This is a genomic window from Paenibacillus sp. JT31N11 (assembly GCF_056269285.1).
The window spans coordinates 465768-485209 of the sequence record NZ_JBWDNQ010000002.1 but is presented as its reverse complement, the minus strand read 5'-3'; the positions used below and the strand labels follow the sequence as shown (position 1 = coordinate 485209).

The following is a 19442-nucleotide window of genomic DNA, read 5'->3' as shown; positions in this document are numbered from 1 at the left end:
ATTCATGCTTCGCGAGCTATCAATACGCAATTTGGCTGTTATTGAATCGGTAACTGCTCATTTTCATGATGGATTCCATGTTTTAACCGGTGAAACAGGGGCAGGCAAATCCATTTTAATCGATGCGCTTAGTCTTGTTGCCGGAGGGAGAGGATCTTCGGATATGGTGCGCTATGGCTGCAGCAAAGCGGAAATAGAAGCCATGTTCGATTTGCCAAGCAATCATCCGGTATGGAAAACATTAGAGTCGTTCGGAGTTCAAGCTTCACCTGATGAGGATCTCGTCATTCGCAGAGAGCTATTCTCCCAGGGCAAAAGCGTCAGCCGGATCAATGGGCATATTGTGACGATGTCGATGCTGCGCGAAGCGGGTGAATGTCTGGTAAATATCCATGGTCAGCATGAGCATCAATCGCTGCTGCGAACAGAGAAGCATCTGGATTGGCTGGATTTGTATGCCGGCGTCAAAGTGATGGACAAGCTGGACAAGTACCGTACTGTATACAAGCAGTATGAGAAGGTCCGCACACAGCTCCGCGAGCTGGAGGACTCCTCCAGGCAGAACATGCAGATGCTGGATCTTTACCGCTTTCAGATTGAAGAAATAACCGCTGCTGATTTAAAAGTGGGCGAGGATGAATCACTTGCCGAAGAAATGCAGAAGCTAATGCATGCCGTTAAAAGAAGAGATGCCGCATCCGAGGCATATGAGCTTGTTTATGGAAACAAGGGACTGGATGCAATCAATCGGGCGATAAGCAAGGTTGAAGATATCCGGGGATACGATGAATCTGTGCTTGCGCCGCTCCTGGAGCAGCTGCAATCAGCATTTTATCAGCTTGAGGATTCCGCTTTTCAATTAAGGGATTACCGGGATGGCGTTGATTCTGATCCGGAGCGTCTGGCGATTATAGATGAACGGTTGAATACCATGAACAGCCTTAAACGCAAATATGGCGAACATATCCCCGATATTCTGGCTTATTTGAAGAAAATCAAATCAGAAGCTGATAAAATCGAGAACCGTGATGAACATGTAGCGCGGCTTCGCGATGAACAGGTTAAATTATTTGAAGAAGCTTACCGTCTGGGCAAAGTACTTTCCACATTGAGACGCAATGCGGCTGACCGTCTTGCTGTTGCCATCGAGAATGAGCTCAGACAGCTTCAAATGGAAAGAACAACTTTTCGTGTAGAGCTTCAGCAGCATGTTGTAGGCAATCATCACCGACTGCTTCCAAACGGTATTGATGAAGCCGCATTTCTTATCGCGCCGAATCCTGGTGAGCCGCTTAAACCCCTTAGCAAAATTGCTTCAGGCGGTGAAATGTCACGAATTATGCTCGCTCTCAAATCCATTTTTGCTTCCATTGATCAAGTTCCCGTTCTTATATTCGATGAGGTGGACACCGGGGTAAGCGGACGCGCCGCTCAAGCGATTGCTGATAAGCTGTCCCGTTTATCCGAAATGTGTCAGGTTTTCTCCATTACCCATTTGCCTCAGGTGGCCTGTATGGCCGATCATCATTATGAAATTCTTAAGACCATTGTAGCGGAACGGACTTCAACAAGGGTTAAGGAGCTTGAGCCCAATTTACGCATTGAAGAGCTGGCCCGGATGCTGGGCGGCGTTGAAATAACGGAAAAAACAAGACATCATGCTCAAGAAATGCTTGACTTGGCATTTAGGCAAAAGGGAGCGTGATGGAAGCCAATCAGGGAATGATTTTGACGACATAAAAGATCAAAGCCAAGGATACCTTAAGTGTACGCAAATGGCGAACACCATTCTCGTCAAGCGATTTAGCAGCAGGGAGTGTGAAGTCATTGAATGGCAATCAGCGAAAGCGATGGCTTGGTCTTGGTCTTGTATTAATGGTCTGTCTGCTTGGTATTTCTGCACCGTTTCAACATTTCGCAGCATTTCCAAATGAATTACGATTGTTCTCTGGTCAATTAAAACAGTTGGATTATGTAATGCCGGTACATGCACAAGTTACGGTTGATCCACACATTTTGCAGGTCAACGGATCGACCAACCATTCAATCTCGGTTGATCTGAACAAGCCATTATCGCTTCAATCCAATTTTAGTGGCGAAACAACCATGAAGTTGAAATTGTTCGGCAGGATTCCATTCAAGACTGTCAAAGTCAATGTTGTTCCGGATTTACGCGTTATTCCAGGCGGCCAAACGATTGGAGTTAAGGTGAAATCAGCCGGTATAATGGTGGTTGGCCATCATCAAGTCATTCATGCGAACGGCAAGAAAATCTCCCCGGGGGAGCTTGCAAAGCTGCAGCTGGGTGATCTGATCGTTAAAATTAATGGCCAATATATCAATGAAGTCCATAAGGTGGCCCGAATTGCTGAAGAAGCGGGAGCAGCCAAGGAGCCGATTAAATTGACGGTGAAACGAGGCAGTGAGTTTTTTGAAACCAAGCTTTCTCCTGTGTTTGATTCTGAAGATAAAGCGTGGAGGCTTGGATTGTATATACGGGACTCGGCGGCTGGTGTGGGAACACTAACATTCTTTGCTCCGGATCAAGGCGTGTACGGTGCATTGGGACATGTTATAACCGATATGGATACCCAAACCGCAATTGAAGTCGGCGAAGGACAGATTTTACAATCCAATGTGACCTCCATCAATAAAAGCCAAAGTGGCGAACCAGGAGAGAAAAGAGCTCATTTCATCAAAGAAAGCAAAGTTCTGGGCAATATTGAACGAAACACGCCATTTGGCATTTTTGGAAAAATGAATGAGCTTCCGGCTCATAGCTATAAAGATCAATCAATTCCAGTTGCCTTTGCTGAAGAAGTGAAGGAAGGCCCTGCCCAGCTATTGACTGTTGTGAATGGTCAAAAAGTGGAACGATTCGATGTTCAGATTGTTCATGTGACCCATCAATCTTCACCGGCAACCAAAGGAATGGTCATCAAAATCACAGATCCCCGTCTTCTGCAACAAACCGGGGGAATCGTGCAAGGGATGTCCGGAAGTCCAATTATCCAGGATGGCAAACTAGTTGGAGCTGTTACTCATGTTTTCGTGAATGATCCAAGCTCCGGTTATGGCTGCTTTATCGAGTGGATGCTGCAGGATGCAGGAATTTTACTGAAGCAGGATAAAGAAAATCTTAAGGCGGCTTAATTGCCCCTTAAGGTTTTTTGTTTTCTTTACCTCGATATTCACAACCATTTTTGTCGAATAATTTCGAAATATAAGGGTTGTTGTAGTAAATTTTTAATTATAAAACAATTCTAATAATAAATAAAGAAAAAGATTATTCGACAGAAGGAATTTGATTTTGGGTGTCGAAAATGTTTAGTAGACAGGAAGAGAAAAGGACAATCAGGGTTAAAAATCAGATTGATGGCAGATCGAGTCTAAGGAGGACTATACCTTGCAAAAAATCGAAGTATTGTTGGCGGATGACAACCGGGAATTCACAAATTTGTTATCGGAGTACATTTCGGAACAAAACGATATGGTTGTGACCGGAGTTGCTTACAATGGTGAGGAAGTGCTTCGCCTGCTTGAAGAAACACACGATACGCCGGATGTACTTATTTTAGACATTATTATGCCTCATTTGGATGGATTGGGTGTGCTGGAGCGCTTGCGTGAGATGAATTTATCACCTATGCCCAAAATAATTATGTTAACTGCTTTCGGTCAGGAGAATATTACTCAAAAAGCGGTACAACTGGGTGCTTCCTACTACATATTGAAACCGTTTGATATGGAAATTCTGGCCAACCGTATCCGCCAGCTTGTTGGGAATTCGACTGTCATTTCATCATCTTCATCCTCCTACTCCTCATCCGTTATGAAATCAAATGTAGTGCCTATTGCGAAGGGCAAAAACCTGGATGCGAATATTACAAGCATTATCCATGAGATTGGTGTTCCTGCGCATATTAAAGGGTACCAGTATTTACGGGAAGCGATTACAATGGTATACAATAACATTGAAATTTTAGGTGCTATCACCAAAACACTTTATCCGGCTATTGCCGAAAAATTCAAAACCACCCCTTCCCGCGTCGAGCGTGCAATCCGTCATGCGATTGAAGTGGCCTGGACACGCGGCAATATCGACAGTATCAGTCACCTGTTTGGCTATACCATTAACATCAGCAAATCCAAACCAACCAACTCGGAATTCATTGCGATGGTGGCGGACAAGCTGAGGATCGAGCACAAGGTGTCATGAGAGCGTAAGGAATAAGGGGGCATATAGTGAAAAATAAAGCGGCGAATACATGTGCTGCTTTATAGAGATGCTGCGGTTTTCAAAAACCCCATCAGACGATTTCAGGCTAATATTCCATTCATAAAACCGCCATTTATTGGATTGCATGTAAATCCATTAAAAAAAGGCGGTTTTTTGTATGATCTTTTTTCTTGAATTATGGTACTATTTAGACGATCTTAAGTAAGATGCGATTCTGAATAAAAGGGGCTTTTGAGATAATGAGCGAGTTTACTTCCGGATTTCTAACTTTAAATACGAAAAAGTCCTTGGACAGTCTTGCTGAACAAAATTCAGTCATAAGGGCTGCTGAACTTAACGCTGAATGGCTGATTTTCTTGAATGGTGATGCCATCCTGGGCAATGAGTTGCCGGATAGTGTCAAACAAATATCAATGGAGCTGCCTGTATTATACTTTTATCACGATGAAGATCATTGTTGGGGATATAAGTTATTCGAATCAGGTGAAATGGCAGCTGATTTTGAATTGGATTATGAAGCCAAAAATAGTATGGTCATTGAATTGGCGGAGAAGCTGTATCCGGATAAAGACATTATTGCGTTCCTCTATTTGGACGAGGAAGGAAGCGAAATACGTGAATGGCTTGATGAAATAGTTGAGGATAACTACCTGGAGATGGTTCGAAAGAATTTTGAAAAAGCAAATCTGGATTCATTTAACCTGTTTCATAAAAGTGAAGACACCATTAATAAACTTGAAAATATAATGAGGGTTGAATATTTTCAAACGCTGATTAGCCCCCATGAATTGGTTGAGGAATTTAAAGAATTAATCGGTATTTCTGAAATGAGCCGTTAGGATGGATCGTGTTTGGAATCATTTGAAGATCATTTTCCCAGTATGAGTTAATAGAAGTTTAATTAAAATCAATCCTCTTGTTCATTGGGTTAATAAAAATACCAATGGATGAGAGGATTTTTTTTCCGCAATAATCTCCATCAACAAAGCAAAATAGAATCAACAGGAGAACTCAATGTGATTTTGTTATAAACTATACAAATAAGTAAGGCTTAATTTTTTACCCTGCGTATCCTTTGAAGCCAATCATTCGTTTACCAATTGAAGCGACAAATATAAGGAGGTGCCGCGTCGTGAGAAATTTCCCGAGCGCATCCGCGGAAAAAAGAATCGGGGTACTGCCGGATATGGAGCGGCTGCTGTCCACTCTGAAGCGATACTGTCTTTCAATTACCAACAGCTCCTGGGATGCCGAGGATCTGATGCAGGAAACCTGTGTAAGGGCGCTCCCTGTCGTGAATGGAACCCGGCTTCACCCGAATCCGACAGCCTATGTGCTGCGAATTGCCAAGAACCTCTCCATTGATCACGCACGCCGCAAGCATTCGACTGAGCTTGTAACGGATCAACATATGCAGAATATTTTCGATGATATGGAGAACGATTACGAAATCGAAGATGCCCTGCGTCTGCTGGTGCTTCATCTTTCGCCTTTGCAGCGAAATGTGTTTCTGCTGAGGGAAGTTTTCAGATATACAGGGGCAGAAGTCGCAGGCTTTCTGAATACATCGGAAGGCGCCGTCAAGGCGGCTCTTCATCGTGCCCGCACCACGATAGAGCGACTCACATTCGATGCGTCTGACAAGGAATCAGTTAATTCTGGCGATTCGAATTTCAATGAAATACTGCTCGCATATATGACGGCTGTCCGCGAAGCGAATCCGCAAGCAATCGTGCTGCTGGCTCTGGTGAATAATGGACAGATGGACACTATTCAGGCCGTCAGCCATGCAAAGCGTCTGTCCGTATCTGCACCTTCGGCGTCAGCAGGCACATCAAATACGGCAAGTTCCCGGTGGAATTTGTTTGCAGCGGCATAAACCGCAATTGAAAGGGGATCATTCCATGAATTTAACACCTTATGTTATTGAGCAGAACAAGAGCGGAGAACGCAGCTATGATATATATTCGAGGCTGCTGAAGGACCGGATCATCATGGTCAGCGGCGAGGTGGAGGACAGCATGGCGGGCTCCATTGTCGCTCAACTGCTATTCCTTGCTGCGGACGATCCGGAGAAGGATATCACCTTGTATGTGAACAGTCCCGGAGGATCGGTAACTGCCGGTTTTTCCATCTACGATACGATGCAGCTGATCAAGCCGGATGTGTCTACGGTCTGTACCGGGTTTGCCGGCAGCTGGGGGGCCGTTCTGCTGACTGGGGGAGCCAAAGGTAAACGTTATGCTCTTCCCCACAGTGAAGTCATGATTCATCAGCCTCTTGGCGGCGCACGCGGCCAGGCGACGGATATTCAAATCCACGCCAGCTGGATCATGAAGACACGTGAGAAAATCAACAAGGTGCTCGCTCATCACACAGGCCAGACGATTGAGCGGATTGAACTGGACTGCGACCGCGATAATTTCATGTCTGCCGAGGAAGCAAAAGCCTATGGACTGATCGATGGGATCATAACCGACATGTCCGGCGGAGCAGCCTAAAGGTGAAAATCAAATAGATCAAGACAAAAGGAGCTGATCCGGCTGATTTATGGCCGGTAAGCTCCTTTTTTGACCTTATAGCTTGTAAAAAGTATCACGCCTATAACTAACGTTTAGATTTAAATGAAGAATTGGCTGCGCTGCCACAGGACAGCGAAATCGTTTCTTCATACTGCAGCGGATTTTCCTTAAGTCACGTATTCTCTCCTGGACGCGGGGGACGCGGGCGCTTCTCGCGGAAACGCGACTGGAGATAATTCCGTTTTTTGTCGCGGAAGAAGGTCCAGCCTCCGATAAATCCGGCTCCTGCCAGAAACAGCAGCAGCCCGCCGATAAAGAGCAGCCATTCGAAGTTCGGATTTATCTGGTCATCGCCAAAGGATGAAAAATAATGGAATACGGCATCCTTCATCAGCAGAAAACCGTAGGTCGCCCCAAGTCCGGGGATAACTAACAATAAGATAGCAATAAAGCGGACCACAATCTGTTTCATAATACCAATTCCTCCTGAATATAAGCAGAAGCCGTACACCGATACTGGCGGAGAAGTCTCCACATTCACCTGTTAATCATACCTTTTTACGCCCTTACTGTCCATTTGCAAAAGAGGTGCTGTTTTCCCGGACATGAAAAACAGGTACAATAGAACAGGGGAGAGAAAAAACGGCCCGCAAGCATCAGTTTTTCTTATTGGCCACCCGGCCTACCAGTGAAAGGGGAACGAAAATGAGCATTCCATGCGATATAGCCATCATTGGCGGAGGCATTGCGGGATATACAGCTGCCATCGGAGCGGCCCAGGCAGGCAAGAAGGTTGTCATCATAGAGAAGGAAAAGCTTGGCGGCACATGCCTGCATAAAGGCTGCATCCCGAGCAAAGCGCTTTTGCGCAGCGCCGAGATTTACTCCACGCTGCTAAAGGCGGATACATACGGAATTAAAGTAGCGGAGGGTGCCGTCACCGTTGATTTTCCAGGTGTCCAGCAGCGCAAAGAACAGACCGTAGAACAGCTGTACAAAGGTCTTCAATATTTGATGCGCAAGCACAATATCACGATTATTTCGGGAGCCGGACGGGTCATTGGCCCATCGATTTTTTCTCCGCGCAGCGGCAGCGTTGCGGTAGAGCTTGCGGATGGCGAGATGGAAACGGTTGTACCGGTTCATTTGATGATTGCCACTGGTTCCAGACCGCGCACCTTGCCAGGATTGCCGGCAGATCCGGCGCAGGTGATGACAAGCGACGAAGCGCTGGTCATGGAGCAGCTGCCAGCATCGATTCTCATCATCGGCGGAGGGGTTATCGGTGTGGAATGGGCTTCAATGCTGATCGATTTCGGCGTGGAGGTAACGCTAGTGGAAACAGCGGCCCGTCTTCTGCCCGGAGAAGATGCGGAAGTTTCGGCTGAGCTTACCAAACAGCTTGGGAAACGAGGTGTCCGTATATTGACGGGCATTCAATTGAAGCTCGATACGTATACCTATAAAGACGGACAAGCTTCGCTGGAGGCAGATACGGGCGAGGGTAAAGTCATTCTGGCGGCTGAGAAGCTGCTGGTTTCCGTGGGACGGCAGGCCAATATCGAGGGAATCGGGCTGGAGAACACAGATATTCAGTTGAATAAGGATGTTATACGGGTTAACGGTAACTTCCAGACAACCGAGCCTCATATTTATGCTATCGGCGATGTGAACGGGGGACTGCAGCTGGCGCATGCTGCAGCGCATGAAGCGATGATTGCCGTTGAACATTTGCTTGGAAACAAACCGTCCGGTACCGCCCATGTCCAAATACCCCGCGCTATTTACAGCCATCCGGAGATCGCTTCAATCGGCTTGACGGAGGAAGAGGCGCGCAGGCAGGGCCATGACATCAAGATTGGCAAAATCCCTTTTCAGGCCATTGGAAAGGCTCTTATCCTGGGCGAGCCGGGAGGCTTTGCAAAAGTGATCGCAGATAAAAAAACGAATGATATTATAGGTGTCCATCTTATCGGTCCGCATGCTACAGATCTGCTCTCCGAGGCGTCTCTGGCACTGCTGATGGACGCAGCTCCTTGGGAGGTCGGACAGGTTATCCACCCGCACCCGACGCTTTCTGAGGCGCTTGGCGAAGCAATGTTGGCCGTCGATGGCAATGCAACCGTCATATAAGATCAAGCTCGGCAGATATACCGATTTCTGAATAGATTTCCTTTTAAATGAAAGTCGGTTATAATAGGTATAGTCAAGTCTTAGTACCAGGTTATAATAGCAGCTAAAAGGAGGGCATCCCTCATGACGCAACCCGAATCCACTCTGCAACAATCCAGACATGCCAAGCTCGGTTTGACGGACGAGCAGGCCATCGACATGTACGTCACGATGATGACAGCACGTTTGTACGACGAAAGAGGACTTTTGCTTCAGCGCGCAGGCAAAATTAATTTTCACGTATCCGGTATCGGACAGGAAGCGGCACAGGTGGGCGCGGCTTTTGCGCTTGACCGCGATGTCGATTACTTCCTCCCGTACTACCGTGATTACGCGCTTGTGCTCGCTGTCGGGATGACGCTTCGCGAGCTGATGCTTTCGGTATTCGCCAAAGCGGAAGACCCCAACAGCGCGGGCAGGCAGATGCCGGGCCATTTTGGCTCCAAGCGGCTGCGTATCGTTACCGGCTCCAGCCCTGTTACAACCCAGGTTCCTCATGCGGTCGGCATTGCTTTGTCGGCGAAGATGAGGAAGCAGAAGCTGGTGAGCTTCGTCACCTTCGGCGAAGGCTCCAGCAACCAGGGCGATTTTCACGAAGGCTGTAATTTCGCAGGCGTTCATAAGCTGCCCGTCATTCTTTTTTGCGAAAATAATCAATACGCAATTTCGGTTCCGCTGCATAAGCAGGTAAGCGGACGGATTGCCGACAGGGCGATCGGTTATGGTTTCCCGGGCTACCAGGTGGACGGCAACGATCCGCTGGAGGTATACCGCGTCGTGAAGGAAGCCCGCGCCCGCGCAGTTGCCGGTGAAGGGCCAACACTGATTGAAGCGATGATGTACCGCTTGTCTCCCCACTCCACCTCGGATAATGATCTGGCCTACCGGACGAAGGAAGAGGTTGACGAGAATCGGGCGAAGGACGGAATACCCAAATACAAACAATATCTGATGGAATGCGGCTTATGGAGCGACCGGCAGGATGAGGAGCTTCACAAGAAGCTCAAGGCGCTTCTGGATGATGCAACATCTTATGGAGACAAGGCGCCGTTCCAGGCTCCCGAGGATATTTTGCTCCATGTGTACGATGAAGGTCAAGGCGAAGGGGGAGGACGCTAACCATGCCGATGATGGAATATATTGATGCGATCCGCCTCGCTATGAAGGAAGAAATGGAACGTGACGAGAATGTTTTCGTACTGGGCGAGGATGTCGGATATAAGGGCGGGGTGTTCACCACCACGAAAGGGCTGCTGGAACAGTTCGGCGAAGCCCGGGTGATGGATACGCCGCTTGCCGAATCGGCAATTGCCGGGGTCGCCATTGGCGCTGCGATGGTCGGCATGAAGCCGATCGCCGAGATGCAGTACTCTGATTTTATGTTTCCCGCAACGAATCAAATTATTAGCGAGGCGGCCAAAATCCGCTACCGCTCCAATAACGACTGGTCCTGTCCGGTTGTCATCCGCGCTCCAATCGGAGGCGGGATATTCGGCGGGTTGTACCACTCGCAATGTCCGGAATCCGTTTTTTTCGGCACACCTGGCCTTAAGATTGTAACGCCTTACTCGGCCTATGACGCCAAAGGGCTGCTGAAAGCCGCGGTGCGTGATCCCGATCCGGTGCTTTTCTTTGAAAACAAGAAATGCTACAAGCTTGTCGTTGGCGATGTTCCGGCTGACGATTACACCGTGCCTATCGGTAAAGCCAATGTTCTGCGTGAAGGTGACGATATTACCGTCATCAGCTACAGCATGCCGCTTCACTTTGCCATGCAGGCGGCTGAAGAACTGGCGGAGCAAGGCATTACCGCCCACATTCTTGACCTTCGGACGCTTCAGCCGCTGGACAAGGAAGCGGTGCTGGAAGCCGCCCGCCGCACGGGCAAAGTGCTTATTGTGCATGAGGACAATAAATTCGGCGGTGTAGGGGCAGAGGTGTCAGCCATTATCGCGGAGGAAATGCTGTATGAGCTTGATGCTCCAATCATGAGGTTATGCGGACCGGATGTACCGGCAATGCCGATCAACCCGCCGGGAGAAAAGCATTTCATGTTGAATAAAGAAAAAGTGAAAGAAGCGATGAGGCATCTGGCACTTTATTAGGAGTGGTGTAAATGAAAATCGTGACGGAGATCGTCATGCCGCAGCTTGCGGAATCTCTTGTATCGGCGACGATCGACAAATGGCTGAAACAGCCTGGCGACACCATCGAAATGTACGAACCGATATGTGAAATTATTACAGACAAAGTCAATGCCGAGCTGCCTTCCACACTAGAGGGCACCATTGTCAAAATATTGGTAGGCGCCGGCGAGAATGTGCCTGTAGGCACGCCGGTCTGTCTGGTTGAAGTGGAAGAGGAAGGCAGCGCGGCGCTACCGCCTGCAGGCACGTCCTCTGGCGCGGGTAATGGCTCCAGGAGTGCCCAAGGCAATGCTGCTCTCTCAAGCGCGGGAGCCGCTTATAACACAGGCGGCGGTCAATCTGTGGCGGTTCAGGAAGAGGGCGATATCAGCATGCGCCACCGCTTCTCGCCCGCAGTGCAGCAGCTGGCGGCCGAAAATGGCGTTAACCTTGCCCATGTGCCGGGAACGGGTCTTGGCGGGCGGATAACCCGCAAGGATATCCTTGCTTTTATCGAATCCGCAGGAAACAATAACAGGACAACGGCGAGTCCGGCAGGAAACTCTGCAGCGTCGCCGCAGCTTCAGGCGGTCCGCTCAACAGGACTGCATTTGACGGATACGCCGCCGATCCCGACGATTGAAGTCGAGGGCCGTTCGACGTCAGGCCGGGAATATTTTATCGATGTGACGCCTGTCCGCAATGCCATTGCGCGCAATATGCGTCAAAGCGCATCGGAAATTCCCCATGCCTGGACGATGATCGAAGTGGACGTGACGAATCTGGTCGTGCTCCGCAACAAGCTCAAGGATGAATTCATCAAACGCGAAGGCATCAATTTGACCTATCTGGCTTTCATGCTCAAGGCCGTTGTGAATGCGATTAAAGATGTGCCGATCATGAATTCCGTATGGGCGGTTGACAAAATCGTCGTGAAGCGGGATATTAATCTCGGGCTTGCAGTTGGCACGGAGGATGCGGTCAAGGTGCCGGTCATCAAAAATGCCGATCAGAAAAATATCGCCGGACTCGCCCGCGAGATTGACGACCTGGCGCGCAAAACACGTGAAGGCAAGCTTACGCTCTCTGATATGGAAGGCGGCACGTTCACGGTAAACAATACGGGATCGTTTGGTTCGATCGCTTCGTATCCGATTATTAATTACCCCCAAGCAGCGATCATTACATTTGAATCCATTGTCAAGCGGCCTGTCGTGATCGACGACATGATTGCCGTCCGTTCCATGGCCAATTTATGCCTGTCACTGGATCACCGTATTTTGGACGGCGTTATTTGCGGCCGTTTCCTGCAGCGTGTGAAGGAGAATCTGGAAGGCTTCAATATGGACACGAAATTGTACTGAGACGAGGTACGGATTATGATGAATGCAGCAGCGGCGCAACCGCTGGATATTACGTATACGCCTATGCTCGGATACGCAGAAGCATGGGATTTGCAGAAAACCTATGTGAAAGAAATCGATAAGGAGGAGCGAGTCGAATCGCTTCTTCTTCTTCAGCATCCGCCGACTTATACGGTTGGCTCTCAGAATCACCCGGAGCATCTGCTGTACTCGGAAGAGGAGCTTGCGCAGCGGGGCATCGGCCTGTTCAAGATCGACCGCGGCGGAGATATTACCTATCACGGTCCGGGACAGCTTGTGGGCTATCCGCTGCTCTATCTTGATGCGGTGGGACTTGATCTGCATGGCTATTTGCGGCGTTTGGAGCAGGTGTTCATCGACTGGCTGGGCGAATACGGAATAAAAGGCGGCCGGAAGCCGGATTATACGGGTGTGTGGGTGGACGACAAGAAGATTACCGCGATCGGCGTCAAATTCAATAAAGCCCGGACCCGCCGCGGTTTTGTGACGAGTCATGGCTTCGCCTTGAATGTGAAGGCGGGCATCGCAGAGGATGGCTTCCAAGGGATAATTCCGTGTGGGATTCAGGATTTTGCGGTCACCTCATTTGCCGATTTGACAGGTATTCATTTGACTGTCGAGCAGGCGGCTGCCGGCATTATTCCCCATTTTTGCCGTCAGTTTGGCTATAAGGAACCGGCTGCATCCGGATTATTCGAAAATCCAGCCAATGCCAACAATCAAGGTAGATAACAGCATTGCCGAAATAATCATCCAGATAAACACTTTCATGATCCGGTTGACACGCATGAAGGCATGCTCCTTTCGTGTAGAATAAGGTCCATACTTTACTATTGTAAACGATAGAGAAGGACGGTGGAAAGTGTATGATCAAAGAGAAGCGTTTGGTAGACGAATTTATGGAGCTTGTACGCATCGATAGCGAGACGGGCAATGAACGTCAAATCTGTGATGTGCTGACCGCCAAATTCAAGGCGCTGGGCCTTTCTGTAGTGGAGGATGACACCGCGCAGAAGACGGGTCATGGCGCCGGGAATTTGATCGCCAGGCTGGAAGGCCGCGGCGCGGACGGAGCTCAGACGATCTTCTTCACCTCGCATATGGATACGGTCACGCCGGGCATTGGAATCAAGCCGCAGATTGATGCCGACGGTTATATCCGCAGCGACGGCACGACAATTCTTGGCAGTGACGACAAGGCCGGCCTCGCTGCGATGATGGAAGCGATCCGTGTGCTGCAGGAGAACAATCTGCCTCATGGACCTGTGCAGTTCATCATTACGGCCGGTGAGGAATCCGGCCTGGTTGGCGCAAGGGCGCTGGATCGCTCCAAACTGGAGGCCAAGTTTGGCTATGCCCTGGATTCGAACGGCAGAATAGGCGATATCGCCGTAGCCGCTCCGTCCCAGGCGAAGATTACAATCAAAATCTTCGGTAAGTCCGCTCATGCCGGCGTTAATCCGGAGGACGGCATCAGTGCCATTCAAGTGGCTGGCAAGGCTATTGCCCGTATGTCGCTGGGACGCATCGATCACGAAACGACTGCTAATATTGGAAGATTCGAAGGCGGCGGGGCGACGAATATCGTTTGCGATTACGCCAAGCTTGACGCTGAAGCGCGCAGTATCGTGCAGGAGAAGCTGGATAAGCAGATTACAGCCATGCGCGAAGCGGTGGAGAGCACGGTGGCTGATTATGGTGCGAGAGCGGATTTTCAAAGTCAGATCATTTATCCCGCTTATGCTTATGATGATGGCGATCCGGTGGTTGAGCTGGCCAAGGAAGCGATCAGAGGGATTGGGGGAGAACCGCGGACCTTTCATTCCGGGGGAGGCAGCGATGCCAATATTTTCAACGGACTGGGTGTTCCGACTGTGAATCTGGCCATCGGTTATGAGCATATTCATACGACCAAGGAACAGATTAAAGTGGAAGATCTGGTTAAAACAGCTTCTCTCGTCGTTGAGATTATTGCTCAGGCGAATAAACAAGGATAACTTCAGTCATCTGAATAACCGACAAGAAGACCGGACAATAATTTGTCCGGTCTTTATCCAAGTTATGGAATGATGGCAGTATTCAGCGGCTGGCAGGGCGGCGATGCTCCAGATAATCTCCTAACGTGCCGGCGGATTTGATTTTGCTGCCGCGAATGTGAGCAGGGCTTTGCTGCACCATTAATTTCAACTGATGGCGGATTTCCCATGCTTTGCCGACAAGCATTAACTGGCTGGAGAAGGAATATTGTTTCATCACCGTAAACCCCCTTTAATTATTTATAATCATTTGGCGGAAATTTTAACCATTCAGCAGCTATGCTCGATTTGTGCGGCTTCAACTGAAAAGAAAGTTATATGCTTAATCTTATGCGGGAAACAGGATGGATATGACAAGGTTGTCTTACTCGCCTGTTGAATAAACAACAAGGAGTGAAGGAACATGCTGGAACATACGGATGAGTATCGTGAGCCAACGGTATCGACAGAGCCTGTATTTCAAGGGAAAGTGATTTCGCTGCAGGTGGATACCGTGACGCTCCCGGGGGGCGGTACGGCAACAAGGGAAATTATCCGGCATCCGGGAGCTGCCGCCGTACTGGCGCTCATTGACGGCAAAATGCTTGTCGTGGAGCAGTACCGGAAAGCGATGGAAAAATTTCAGATCGAAATCCCTGCCGGCAAGCTGGATGCCGACGAGGATCCCATGGCGGCGGCCGCTCGCGAGCTGGAGGAAGAGACCGGATACAGGGCAGGCAAGCTTCGTCCGCTCAGCGCGTTCTATACTTCCCCGGGTTTTGCCAATGAGAAGCTCTACATGTATGTGGCGGAAGATCTTGTGAAGGGCGACAGCCGCCCGGATGAGGATGAATTTCTGGCTGTGGAGGCAATCACCTTCGAGCAGGCGCAGCAGTATATCCGCGAGGAGCGCATCAGCGATGCGAAGACTATTCTGGCTGTATACGCCTGGCATATATACCGGCTTACGGGGGAGATCCGGCTGTAATGGGGGCAGTGAAGCTTGGGCGGGTATTCGCTGATCTCCATCTGCATATCGGGCGGACGGAAAGCGGCGAGCCGGTCAAAATAAGCGGCAGCCGCGATTTGACCTTCCGCAATATAGCCCATGAAGCTGCCATCCGCAAAGGAATCGGCCTGCTTGGCGTTATCGACTGTCATTCTCCCGGCGTGCAGAAGGATATTATCCGTCTGCTGGACAGCGGGGAGATGGAGGAGGTCCCGGGCGGGGGGATCCGCTACCGGGATACAACGATTTTGCTGGGAGCGGAAATCGAAGTCAGGGATGAGGGATGCGGTCCTGCCCATCATCTTGCCTACCTTCCCACACTTGCGGACATGACACAGTTCACAACATGGATGGCACGCCACATGAAAAATGTAAATCTCAGCTCGCAGCGCCTTTATGTGCCTGCCAGATTACTGCAGGAGGAAGTGAAGAGCAGGGGCGGCTTGTTCATCCCGGCTCATATCTTCACTCCGCATAAGAGCCTGTTCGGCAGCTGCTCCGACCGGCTGGATCAAACGCTGGACCCGGCGCTGATTGATGCCGTGGAGCTGGGGCTAAGCTCAGACAGCCGCATGGCCGGCCTGATTCCCGATCTTGATAAGCTTCCATTCGTAACAAATTCCGATGCTCATTCATTGGGCAAGATCGGACGCGAATATAATGAGCTCCTGCTCGCCGAGCCTTCCTTTGCCGAACTTGCGCTTGCGCTTCGCGGCGATTCGGGCAGAGCCATTACGGCAAATTATGGCCTCAACCCGGTACTGGGCAAATACCACCGGACCTACTGCGTGAACTGCGGCGAGCTGGCGGAAGAGACGAATGCGGCGGGGCGTTGTGTACACTGCGGAAGTCCAAAGCAGGTGCGCGGGGTAATGGACCGCATCGAACAGCTTGCCGCGCAAGCCGGAAGAGAGAAGCCTTTTGTACCGGAGAACAGGCCGCCTTATGTGTATCAGGTTCCATTGGAATTTATCCCCGGGGTTGGGAAGCAGTCGATGAACAAGCTGCTTGCCAGGTTTGGCACGGAGATGCAGATTCTTCATGACGCGCCGATTACAGAAGTCGCGGAGACGGCGGGAGAGGCTGCGGCAGAGGTGATCGCAGCTTCCCGTTCCGGCACGCTTGTTCTTCAGGCCGGAGGCGGAGGGCGATATGGCAGGGTCGCGAAGTCATGAGAGTCCCCCCCCAACTAAATGAACCGCTTCCGGCGCAATCATGGTCATTGAACGCACTCAAGGAAATCAGACGGTATAGCGGAGACGGCTTGGACATACAATGAACCATCCGGCTCTTTTGGAGGGATATGTCATGCGTTCTTCTTCGCTGCAACCGATGATTAAGGACCAGCTGGTCCTCTATGTATTTGTATCTGTTCTGTTTGTTGTGGGCCTTGTATTCGGTGCGCTGCTGGTCAATGCGCTGACGCTTGACCAGCAGCAGGATCTGGCCGGTGATGTGCAGCAATTTGCCCAGCGCATCCAATCGGGGATGCTGGAAGGCAGCACGGAGTCATTCTGGGAACGCGCCATATTCCACGCCAAATGGATTATTCTAATATGGGTGCTTGGACTTACTGTTGTGGGGATGCCCCTTGTTCTGGCACTGGATTTCCTGAAGGGGGTTCTGGTCGGTTTTGCCGTCGGCACACTGGTCAGCCAGCATGAATGGAAGGGGCTGCTCTTCTCTTTGGTTTCGGTCGCTCCCGCCAACCTGATTGTGGTGCCCGCGCTTCTTATCGCAAGTGTTTCTGCCGTATCATTCTCCATTTATATTATCAAGAACAGACTGCTTGGCAGCTACGGCTCCATGAGCCAATCGTTTATTTCACACACCTCGACGGGGGTGCTCATGATCTTCATTGCACTGGGGGCGGCGCTGGTGGAATCATTCATCTCGCCGGTTCTTCTGAAGTGGGCGGTGCCGCTCATATCGGGCCTTGGCAGCGGATTGTAATCATTCTAAAAAAGTTTGACTTTCCTCGCGATGTGCCCCTATAATTATATCAAGTGTTTCCGGTGATAGGCACGAAGCAGTTGCGAGGGGGGAAGCCATGGAATCCCGGATTGATAAGATTAAGCAGCAGCTTCAGTCGCAAGGGTACAAGCTGACCCCGCAGCGCGAAGCGACAGTACGCGTATTATTGGAGAATGAAGAGGATCATCTGAGCGCGGAAGATGTCTTTATGCTTGTTAAGGATAAAGCGCCGGAGATTGGACTCGCTACCGTATACCGGACGCTTGAGCTGTTAAGCGAGCTGCATGTAGTCGAGAAGCTGAATTTTGGAGACGGCGTGGCCAGATATGACCTGCGCACGGATAATAACAAGCATCATCATCACCATCTGATTTGCGTGCAGTGCGGATCGATGGACGAAATATTGGAAGATTGGCTCGGTCCGCTCGAAGAACGGCTGGAGCTGGAATATGGATTTGCGGTCATCGATCATCGTCTTGATTTTCAAGGCATTTGCAGCCGCTGCCGCAGCAAGAACGAACAACAATAAATCCTCATGGTGCGCCGCTCCTTCAGCATTGAAGGCTGCGACGCACATATGGGGGTTTTTTTAATGTTTATGGACTTTTTTGATGCGGGCTGCCGTACTGCCAGCCTTGCGATGCGAATTATTAAAGCCGACGCTGTCTGTCAACCGGCGCCGGGAGAAGCGCAAGTATGGTTGTCTGATTGATTCGGGAACATTCAGCAGCCCGTAACCCTGTGACAGTCTGCTGTACCCCGGCAGATGGCAGGCTGCAGCTTCAAGGCGGCGCTTGACGGCTGATGGAGTCAGACGGGGTTCAAGCGACAGCAGCAGCGCGGCTGTACCGGCTGCGTGGGGACTGGACATGCTGGTGCCGGATAGAATCTTGTAGCCGCCGTCTAGCCAGGTAGATTTGATATCGCTGCCTGGCGCGGTGACAGCAATGCCTTTGCCTCTGCTGCTGTAAGGATCAATCCTGTTGCTTCTTGTTGATGCGGCTACCGCAATGGATTCGCGATATTTGGCGGGCTCATCAATACCTCCGCTCAGCCGGCCGTTATTACCGGCGGAGGCGGCTATTACAATTCCTTTCCTGCTCGCGCGGCGGACCGCCTCCCGCAGAGCCAGGCTCGTTCCACCCTCCAGACCAAGGCTCATATTAATGACAGGGATATTTTTTTCGATGCACCAGTTAATGCCTTCTATAATGTCGGATAAGTAGCCTTCACCGTTGGCATCAAGCGCTTTGACCGCATAAAGGCTGGCTCTTGGCGAGACTCCCGGAATTTGGTCTTTTGTCCCGAGAGCGGCTGCAATACCCGCAACATGGGTCCCGTGACCGTTATCGTCGCGATAGGACCTGCCATTTATCGTGTTTACGCCCCCGGCGATATGCAAATCAGGATGCTTGGCGATGCCTGTATCAATGATGCCAATGCCCACCGTTTTACCCAAGGTCAGCGGCCATACGCGGGGCGCTTTGACACGGCGAATGTTCCAGGTGATCCTTTGGGGGGAGAACCAGACTTCCGTTTGTTTTTTTGCATGCCTCTTCCTGTGGGAACTGGAGGCTGCGGGCAGGCTGTGCGCCTTTATTTTAAAATCCTCCTCCACATACTGGATGTGCGGATGATTGTTCAGCGCCTTCAGCCTATTCTTTTGCTTTGCATTGAGATGGCAGCAGATCGCCTTGCTTTCCTGTATGCTTTTGATGGGATGGATGCCCGCGCTGGAAAGCTCCTTCACCGCTTTTATATACTGCGAGCGTTGTTTAAAACCGATTACAGTGCGTCTGGTTGACGCATCCGCCCGGTCTTTTATAAAGCTTTTAAGCAATCGTTCAAGCTTTTGCAAGGTATGCCCTCCTTTAATAACCCATTGTATGGGGGCAAATGCTTCCGGGCATGGGCAGCTGCCGCCCTGGCTGCACATAATTTGCAGCACGGCAGGAAAACGTATCGTCGAGGACTGTCAACAACGTCCATTCCCTGCATA

The 19442-nt window shown here is 50.2% G+C and carries 18 protein-coding genes and 1 pseudogene; 16 read left to right on the top strand and 3 right to left on the bottom strand.

The window, feature by feature from the left end:
* Nucleotides 1–4 precede the first annotated feature (4 nt).
* From recN to clpP, 6 genes are all read left to right on the top strand, one after another.
* Nucleotides 5–1705, top strand: coding sequence for a DNA repair protein RecN (gene recN / locus AC0YNV_RS10330; RefSeq protein WP_475768021.1), 1701 nt, complete (start codon nucleotides 5–7; stop codon nucleotides 1703–1705).
* Between the two features lie 122 nt (nucleotides 1706–1827).
* Nucleotides 1828–3153 carry a SpoIVB peptidase gene (gene spoIVB, locus AC0YNV_RS10325; RefSeq protein ID WP_475768019.1) on the top strand — a complete coding sequence of 442 codons (1326 nt, stop codon included), beginning with the start codon at nucleotides 1828–1830 and terminating at the stop codon, nucleotides 3151–3153.
* Between the two features lie 253 nt (nucleotides 3154–3406).
* Nucleotides 3407–4219, top strand: coding sequence for a sporulation transcription factor Spo0A (gene spo0A, locus AC0YNV_RS10320; RefSeq protein WP_475768017.1), 813 nt, complete (start codon nucleotides 3407–3409; stop codon nucleotides 4217–4219).
* A 260-nt stretch (nucleotides 4220–4479) separates the two neighbouring features.
* Nucleotides 4480–5079: a hypothetical protein gene (locus AC0YNV_RS10315; protein WP_475768015.1), complete on the top strand. Its 600-nt coding sequence runs from the start codon at nucleotides 4480–4482 to the stop codon at nucleotides 5077–5079.
* Nucleotides 5080–5372: 293 nt separating this feature from the next.
* Complete coding sequence (locus tag AC0YNV_RS10310; RefSeq protein WP_475768014.1) at nucleotides 5373–6119, top strand: RNA polymerase sigma factor; 747 nt, start codon at nucleotides 5373–5375, stop codon at nucleotides 6117–6119.
* Between the two features lie 25 nt (nucleotides 6120–6144).
* Nucleotides 6145–6741 (top strand): ATP-dependent Clp endopeptidase proteolytic subunit ClpP, encoded by a 597-nt coding sequence (gene clpP / locus AC0YNV_RS10305; RefSeq protein ID WP_210041800.1) that lies wholly within the window; start codon nucleotides 6145–6147, stop codon nucleotides 6739–6741.
* A 193-nt stretch (nucleotides 6742–6934) separates the two neighbouring features.
* On the opposite strand, the gene AC0YNV_RS10300 is transcribed toward clpP, so the two are convergent.
* On the bottom strand, nucleotides 6935–7234 hold the full coding sequence (locus AC0YNV_RS10300; protein WP_210041798.1) for a DUF2627 domain-containing protein: 300 nt from the start codon (nucleotides 7232–7234) through the stop codon (nucleotides 6935–6937).
* Nucleotides 7235–7467: 233 nt separating this feature from the next.
* Between AC0YNV_RS10300 and lpdA the strand changes: the two genes are divergently transcribed.
* From lpdA to AC0YNV_RS10270, 6 genes are all read left to right on the top strand, one after another.
* Complete coding sequence (lpdA, locus tag AC0YNV_RS10295) at nucleotides 7468–8895, top strand: dihydrolipoyl dehydrogenase (protein ID WP_475768011.1); 1428 nt, start codon at nucleotides 7468–7470, stop codon at nucleotides 8893–8895.
* 123 nt (nucleotides 8896–9018) lie between these two features.
* The gene (locus AC0YNV_RS10290; protein ID WP_475768009.1) at nucleotides 9019–10053 is read left to right on the top strand and encodes a thiamine pyrophosphate-dependent dehydrogenase E1 component subunit alpha; all 1035 of its coding nucleotides are present in this window, start codon (nucleotides 9019–9021) and stop codon (nucleotides 10051–10053) included.
* A 2-nt stretch (nucleotides 10054–10055) separates the two neighbouring features.
* Entirely contained in the window at nucleotides 10056–11039 is a 984-nt protein-coding gene (locus AC0YNV_RS10285; protein WP_475768007.1) for an alpha-ketoacid dehydrogenase subunit beta, read from the top strand.
* Between the two features lie 11 nt (nucleotides 11040–11050).
* Nucleotides 11051–12424, top strand: a complete 1374-nt coding sequence (locus AC0YNV_RS10280) for a dihydrolipoamide acetyltransferase family protein (RefSeq protein WP_475768005.1) — start codon at nucleotides 11051–11053, stop codon at nucleotides 12422–12424.
* 15 nt (nucleotides 12425–12439) lie between these two features.
* On the top strand, nucleotides 12440–13177 hold the full coding sequence (lipB, locus tag AC0YNV_RS10275; protein WP_475768003.1) for a lipoyl(octanoyl) transferase LipB: 738 nt from the start codon (nucleotides 12440–12442) through the stop codon (nucleotides 13175–13177).
* A 134-nt stretch (nucleotides 13178–13311) separates the two neighbouring features.
* On the top strand, nucleotides 13312–14442 hold the full coding sequence (locus AC0YNV_RS10270) for a M20/M25/M40 family metallo-hydrolase (protein WP_475768001.1): 1131 nt from the start codon (nucleotides 13312–13314) through the stop codon (nucleotides 14440–14442).
* A gap of 184 nt (nucleotides 14443–14626) precedes the next feature.
* Here the strand turns inward: AC0YNV_RS10270 and mciZ are convergent.
* Nucleotides 14627–14698 (bottom strand): annotated as a pseudogene (mciZ, locus tag AC0YNV_RS10265) (Z-ring formation inhibitor MciZ); the annotation flags it as partial.
* A gap of 186 nt (nucleotides 14699–14884) precedes the next feature.
* On the opposite strand from mciZ, the gene AC0YNV_RS10260 reads away from it, so the two are divergent.
* The 4 genes from AC0YNV_RS10260 to fur all read left to right on the top strand — a co-directional run bounded on the left by AC0YNV_RS10260 (nucleotide 14885) and on the right by fur (nucleotide 17972).
* Complete coding sequence (locus AC0YNV_RS10260; protein WP_475767999.1) at nucleotides 14885–15448, top strand: NUDIX domain-containing protein; 564 nt, start codon at nucleotides 14885–14887, stop codon at nucleotides 15446–15448.
* Complete coding sequence (locus tag AC0YNV_RS10255) at nucleotides 15448–16644, top strand: endonuclease Q family protein (RefSeq protein WP_475767997.1); 1197 nt, start codon at nucleotides 15448–15450, stop codon at nucleotides 16642–16644. The genes AC0YNV_RS10260 and AC0YNV_RS10255 overlap by 1 nt, the downstream gene beginning before the upstream one ends.
* Before the next feature lie 133 nt (nucleotides 16645–16777).
* Nucleotides 16778–17422 carry a stage II sporulation protein M gene (gene spoIIM, locus AC0YNV_RS10250; protein WP_210041759.1) on the top strand — a complete coding sequence of 215 codons (645 nt, stop codon included), beginning with the start codon at nucleotides 16778–16780 and terminating at the stop codon, nucleotides 17420–17422.
* 97 nt (nucleotides 17423–17519) lie between these two features.
* Complete coding sequence (fur, locus tag AC0YNV_RS10245; RefSeq protein WP_210041748.1) at nucleotides 17520–17972, top strand: ferric iron uptake transcriptional regulator; 453 nt, start codon at nucleotides 17520–17522, stop codon at nucleotides 17970–17972.
* Nucleotides 17973–18032: 60 nt separating this feature from the next.
* Here the strand turns inward: fur and AC0YNV_RS10240 are convergent, their stop codons facing one another.
* Nucleotides 18033–19301, bottom strand: coding sequence for a S8 family peptidase (locus tag AC0YNV_RS10240; protein ID WP_475767994.1), 1269 nt, complete (start codon nucleotides 19299–19301; stop codon nucleotides 18033–18035).
* Nucleotides 19302–19442 lie beyond the last annotated feature (141 nt).